Origin of the sequence: Aurantimonas litoralis, from assembly GCF_026153195.1 — a bacterium.
Lineage (GTDB): Bacteria > Pseudomonadota > Alphaproteobacteria > Rhizobiales > Rhizobiaceae > Aurantimonas > Aurantimonas coralicida.
In genome coordinates, this window is record NZ_JAPFBM010000010.1 from 181,714 (window position 1) to 187,853 (window position 6,140).

General features: G+C 68.1%; 5 protein-coding genes. 1 reads left to right on the forward strand and 4 read right to left on the reverse strand.

Annotation, left to right across the window (positions count from 1 at the left end):
• Positions 1-35: 35 nt before the first annotated feature.
• From N7I30_RS18640 to N7I30_RS18655, 4 genes are all read right to left on the reverse strand, one after another.
• Positions 36-1,736, reverse strand: a complete 1,701-nt coding sequence (locus tag N7I30_RS18640; RefSeq protein ID WP_498640835.1) for a PQQ-dependent sugar dehydrogenase — start codon at positions 1,734-1,736, stop codon at positions 36-38.
• Entirely contained in the window at positions 1,729-2,193 is a 465-nt protein-coding gene (locus N7I30_RS18645; RefSeq protein WP_009209083.1) for a DUF2231 domain-containing protein, read from the reverse strand. Before N7I30_RS18645 ends, N7I30_RS18640 begins: the two co-directional genes overlap by 8 nt.
• Positions 2,194-2,397: 204 nt before the next feature.
• Positions 2,398-4,209, reverse strand: coding sequence for a chloride channel protein (locus N7I30_RS18650; RefSeq protein ID WP_498640836.1), 1,812 nt, complete (start codon positions 4,207-4,209; stop codon positions 2,398-2,400).
• 128 nt (positions 4,210-4,337) lie between these two features.
• Entirely contained in the window at positions 4,338-4,952 is a 615-nt protein-coding gene (locus N7I30_RS18655; protein ID WP_498640837.1) for a cupin domain-containing protein, read from the reverse strand.
• Here N7I30_RS18655 and N7I30_RS18660 point away from each other — a divergent pair.
• Positions 4,951-6,024 (forward strand): serine/threonine protein kinase, encoded by a 1,074-nt coding sequence (locus N7I30_RS18660; protein ID WP_498640838.1) that lies wholly within the window; start codon positions 4,951-4,953, stop codon positions 6,022-6,024. The two genes, N7I30_RS18655 and N7I30_RS18660, sit on opposite strands and share 2 nt — an antisense overlap.
• Positions 6,025-6,140: the final 116 nt, after the last annotated feature.

Here is a 6,140-nt window from a genome sequence, read left to right on the forward strand (position 1 = left end):
ATCTTGAGATCGAATGCGCTGCGAAGTGCGGAACGCTACTGCTGCGGTTCCGGCGCCTGCTCGACCGAACCGCTCGGCTGGACGGCCGGCGCGATCTCGGTCTGTGCCGGCTGCGGCGTCGTATCGCCCTCGGTCTCCGCGGGTGCGTCACCTGCCGGCTCGTCCGTGGCAGCCGGGGCTGCATCGTCGACCGGGGCAGGTGCGGCCTCGGCGTCCGGCGTTGCCGGGGCCGTGCCGGCGTCGGTCGGCGCTGCCGGCGTGGCAGCATCCTCGCCCGCAGCCGCAGGCGTCTCTGCGTCCGCACCGGCGTCCTGGGCAGCCGCAGCGTCACCCTCAGCAGGTGCAGCGGCACTGCCGGCGATCTGATCGGTCCCGACCGGCTGGTCGGAGACGGTGCCGTCGGCCGCCGCGACGCGCCAGACCGTGTTGCCGGAATCGTCGGCCACGAGCAGCGCGCCCGTGCCGTCGATCCCTACACCGACCGGACGTCCCCGGGCCTGATCACCGTCGAGGAAGCCGGTCACCACATCCTGTGCCATGCCGTCCGGCTTGCCATCGGTGAACGGGACATAGACCACCTTGTAGCCGTTGAAGTTGCTGCGATTCCAGCTTCCGTGCTCGCCGATGAAGGCGCCATTGGCGTAGGCTTCCGGCATGGCGGAGTTGTTGGTGAAGGTCAGGCCGAGCGCCGCGACGTGGCTGGACAGTGCATAATCGGGAGCGATCGCCTTCTCGACCATGTCCGGCCGCGGGGGATAGACGCGCTCGTCCACATGGTCGCCGTAATAGCTGTAGGGCCAGCCATAGAAGGCGTCCTCCTTCACCGAGGTCATGTAGTCCGGCACGAGGTTGGGCCCGAGCTCGTCGCGCTCGTTGATGACCGCCCAGAGCTCGCCCGTATCCGGCTGGAACGCCAGGCCGTTAGGGTTGCGCAGGCCGGAGGCGAAGACCTTGCTGGCGCCGGTTTCGCGGTCGATCTGCCAGATCGCGGCGCGGCCCTTCTCGGCTTCCATGCCGCGCTCGGCGGCGTTGGAGTTCGAGCCGACCGACGCGTAGAGCATCGTGCCGTCGGGGCTCAGCGCCAGATCCTTGGTCCAGTGATGGTTGATCGGCCCGCCCGGCAGCGGCGTCAGCACCGTCGGCTCGGCCGTCAGCTCGGTCTGGCCCAATTCGTAGGGATAGCTCAGCACCGCATCGGCGGCGGCGACATACAGCGTGTCGTCGGCCCAGGCGACACCGAAGGGCGAATGCAGGCCGGTCAGAAGGTCCGTGCGCTCGTCCACCGTGCCGTCGCGATCGGTGTCACGCAGCAGGGTGATGAGGTTGCTCTCCTTCTGCGGGCCGGTGCTGCCGTGGGACAGCGACATGATCCAGCCGCGGATCACGTCCTTCGGCCGCTCCACGGGCTTGCCCGACGGGCCGCGCGACTGCACCACCAGCACGTCGCCATTCGGCAGCGTGTGGACCGTGCGCGGATTGGCGAGATCGGTGGCGTAGGGGGTGATCGTCAGGCCTTCGGGAACGGTCGGGGTCTGCCCCTCCTCCCAGCCGATGACCTCGGCCACCTTCAGATCGGGCAGCAGTGCGGTGCTCGGCTCCGGCAGGACCGGATCGGGGCCGATCTGGGACGACACGTCGAAATCGCCGCCCTCGTCGCTGCAGCCGGCAATCGCCAGCAGCACCATGGCACTGCCGCTCAGAATGGCGGTCCGGATGGATGGCTTGCGATTAATCATGGTTACGCACTCCGACGCCGTACTGAAAGACCATCGAACGGCCGAGCCAGGCCGTGACGAAGATGAGGATCACGTTCACGGCCGACAGGGCGAGACCGTAGGGAACGATCGCTGTCCAGCCGTCACCGGCATGGACGAGACTGTTGAGGAAGCCGAGCGCCAGCACGAAGACGGTGCCGATCGCATAGGCCCAGGCGGGCGGCTGGGCCCGCAGGCGCGGCTGGGCGATGAAGTCGACGAGGCCCGCGAGCAGCGCGAAACCACCGAAGATCAGACCGGCGAACAGCAGCCAGGACGAGAAATTGTGCCACATCAGATGACCGGTCTGCCAATAGGCGATGTCGGTCAGAAGGGTCAGGGTGAAACAGACGAACGGAAACGGGATCAGCATCGCGTGGATCGGCTGTCCGCCGACCGTCGCGGTCACTGGAGGGTGCGGGAAATCCATGGAGAGCATCTCGATCTGTCAGGTGGTAAACCACTGACAATACGAGTGGGCTCGTGCTTAGTTCCAAGACCTCGGCGCGAAGCCGCGTGGCGCAGGATTCCGGGCAGAACGACGGACGCCGAGAGCCTGCTCGGCAGGGCTTTGCCCGCCCCCGCAACCACCGGCATCAGGACGCGCCGGACCGTGCCGGCGCGCCCTCCCGATCCGCCTCGATCACCCGTAGTGGTTGCGCACCACCGCGTTGGCCAGTTCCTCGCGGCTGATGACGCCGGCGATGTCCTCGGGCCGCGGCACGCCGCGGGTCTCGCTGACAACGATGGCGTAGGAGCGATTGCGCCGGTTCATCCGGGTGATGACGGTGTTCAGATTGTGGACCGTCGAGGCGAGGATGAACTCCGACGAGCCGATGTCGTCGAGGGTCTGGGTGGCAAAGCGATCGGCCCGGTAGGGAATCGTGCCGAAGCGCACGAAGCCGGTGATCCGGTTGCCATCGGTCAGGATCACCCGCGAGGTGTCGACGTCGATCCGCTTCAGGGCTTCAGAGACGGTCATGGCGCCGGGCAGGATCTCGAAGGTCTTCGACATCACCTCGGTGACCGGCTGCACCATGAACATGTTGGTGGTCCGGTCGGTGGGGATCGGCCGGCCGCGGTTGCGCAGCTTGATCGTGTAGATGTCGGCCAGGGTTAGCGAGCGCCGCACGCCGATGGCGATCGCCACCGCCAGCACCAGGGGCAGGATGATCTCGTAGTCGCGGGTCATCTCGAAGATCATCACGATGGCCGTCATCGCCGCGCTGGTGGCGCCGCCGACCATGGCGCCCATGCCGATGATCGCGAAGGTCTCCATGGTCAGGCCGGCGCCCGGCAGGATCGCGTTGCCGATCAACCCGACCGCGCCGCCCAGCGCCGCGCCCATGAACAGGCTCGGCGAGAAGATGCCGCCCGACGCCCCGGCCCCGAGGCTGAGACAGGTGGCCACGAGCTTGCCGGCGAACAGCATGATCAGCACCGCGACGGTCATGTCGGCGCCGCTGATGATGTCCTGGATGGTCGCGTAGCCCACCGAATAGATGTGGTAGTGGCCGGTCCAGGAGAGGAACAGGTAGCCCATCACGCCGACGGCGGTCATGCCGATGACGTTCTGGACATAGGGATTGAGGTTCGACTGCTCGAAGACGTCCTCGGACTTGGCCAGCAGCTTGACGAAGGCCCAGGCGGCGACGCCCATCACCGCGCCCAGGATCGCCGCGAGCAGAAGCTCGGCACCGTTGACCGCAGCGCCCTCGGGAAGGCCGCCGAGCGGCACGATGAAGGCCGACTCGATGCCCATCGCCAGGCGGAAGACATAGGTCGAGGTCGCCGTCGCCACGACGACCGGCAGGAAGGTGCGGGCCGAAATCTCCGGCAGCAGCACTTCGGAGGCGAACAGCACCCCGCCGAGCGGCGTGTTGAAGGTTGCCGCGATGCCGGCGCCTGCCCCGGCCGACAGCAGCGTGATCTTCTGGTGGCGTACGAGGCCCAGCGCCCGGCCGAAGGTCGAGCCGAAGGATGAGCCGATCTGGATGATCGGCCCCTCGCGACCGACCGAGGCACCGGTGCCGATGGAGATCGCCGAGGCCAGCGACTTCACCACCGCGACGACGCCGCGCACGTTCCCGTTCTGGTGGTAGATCGCATACATCACCTCCGGCACGCCGTGGCCCTTGGCCTCGGGCGCGAAGCTGCGCACCAGCCAGACGACGACGAGGCCGCCGATCACCGGCACCAGGATGATGCCCATGCCCCACGGGCTCGGCGCGCCATAGGCGTTCGGCTCGAGATGCAGGCTGAGCTCGCCGTAGAAGGCCAGATTGTAGATGAAAGCGATCAGGTACTTGAAGACGATCGCGCCGACGCCGGCGACGATGCCGACCACAAGCGCCAGCAGGAGCATGGCCGGCAGCGACACTTCCCGGTCCGGCGGCGCCTCCGCCTCCGGTGCGGGCGACGCAGCGGACGGGACGGACGGGCTATCGACGGACATGATCACGGGAACGCTGTTGGAATGGATCGGACAGGCTGTAAGTCGCCCTTCTATTCCACCCTCGCCCGGCGATTGAAAGGCTGCGAGCGAAAGATTCGCAGCTTCTCCACCAGGGCCGTGGCCTGCCCTCAGCCATGCCACGCCGCCAGACAGCCGGGCTGCGCGCCGGTGACGGGATCGCGCGGCGGCAGCGCCAGCGCCGCGATCTGTTTCTGCGCATCGGTCAGCTCGCGGTCGCCGGCGCGCAGGATGGTGCCGCTCTGGCCGGGCGGATAGGCGCCGACGACGGCGAAGTCGGGCGTCGCCGACAGGCGCCGATGGCCGACGCCGGCCGGGATCACCACCACGTCGCCCGGCCGCATCCGCGCCGTGATTCCGCCCGGACCGCCCAAGCCGATCTCCGCTTCGCCGCGGACGCAGCCGAGCACCTCGTGGCCGTCGGCATGATAGTGCCAGTAGTCGAAGACCGTGTAGGTCCAGCAGCCCTGCCAGCCATGATCCTGGAAGCGTTCGGTCATTGCGGACGCGGTCGCGTCTTCCGCACCGACAGCCTCGCGCAATAGAAGCAGTGGCAAGGAGCTGTTGGGAATATCGTCCCGCGCCGGGAACAGGTGGGTTTCGACTTCCATTTCGCCTCGCAAGGGTCGATAATTCCGCAAAGATCGGTCGCGCGTCCGGCGCCGCGCGATTGCGCTTGCTTGGCGGAAGCTAGGCGACATTCCTGCCCAGTCCACGAGATCCATGCCCCAGCATCGTCCCCCGCTTCCCGTTCTTGCCGCGCCCTTCGTTGTCGATACGGTACTCAAACGCGACGTCTTCGGCGAGATCGCCGCCGGTCACCTCGCCAATGCGCCCGACACCCCGGTGACGCGCCGCCGCGTCGGGAGCGCCGCGCGCTGGGTCCGCCGCTTCGCCTGGCACCTCGCCGGGCGCGAGATCCGCGCGCTGCAGACGCTGGGCCCCGTCGCCGGGACCCCGACCCTTCTCGGCGTCGATTCCGAGGCGCTCTACCGGTCCTGGATCGAGGGCACGCCGTTGCACGTCGCCCGGCCGATCGGCAACACCGCCTATTTCCGCGACGCCAAGCGGTTGCTGCGTTCGCTGCACCGGGCCGGCATCACCCACAACGATCTCGCCAAGCCGCAGAACTGGCTGATGACCCCGGACGGCAAGGCGGCGCTGATCGACATGCAGCTCGCCACCTTCTTTCCGCGCCGCACGCGCCTGTTCCGGCTCTTGGCCCGCGAGGATCTGCGCCATCTCCTCAAGCACAAGCGCAGCTTCTGCCGCGAGGCGCTGACGGCGTCCGAAAAGCGCATGCTCGCGACCAAGAGCCTGCCGGCGCGGGTCTGGATGGCGACCTTCAAGCCGGTCTACAACATGGTCACGCGGGGCATCTTCAACTGGTCGGATGGCGAGGGCACGCGCGACCGGATGGACACCGACGGGGTGGCGATCAAGGCGCGGGTCGCCGCCGATCCCGCCATCGCCGGCTTCGCCCTCGTGCCCTATCCCTATCCGCGCCAGCGCGGCGTCGGCCTCTATCTCTTCGCCGAACCGGCACCGGGCACCGATGCCCCGGCGCTGGAGCAACGCCTGCGCGAAGCGCCGCGTCCCCGTCCCGACCTCGTCCAAATGGTCGCGACCCTGCCCCGCGACGCCAACGGCACCGTGCGCGAGGATCTGCTGCGGCTGGTGGCGATCAACCAGGTCGAACGCCTCGCCGCCGTCGCCGGCGACGACACCGCCCTCGCCATCACCCAACGCATCGCCGAAGACCGCCGCAACTTCACCGACCGCCGCTTCAAGCGGTAGGGGGGGTGTCCATGGGGGTGGTGATTGCAGCACGGTGATCCGCCGTTTAGCAGGGCGGCTGTTCGGCAACGCTGCGGTGACGCGGAGGGCTTGGCATGGGTCCTCGGGTCAAGCCC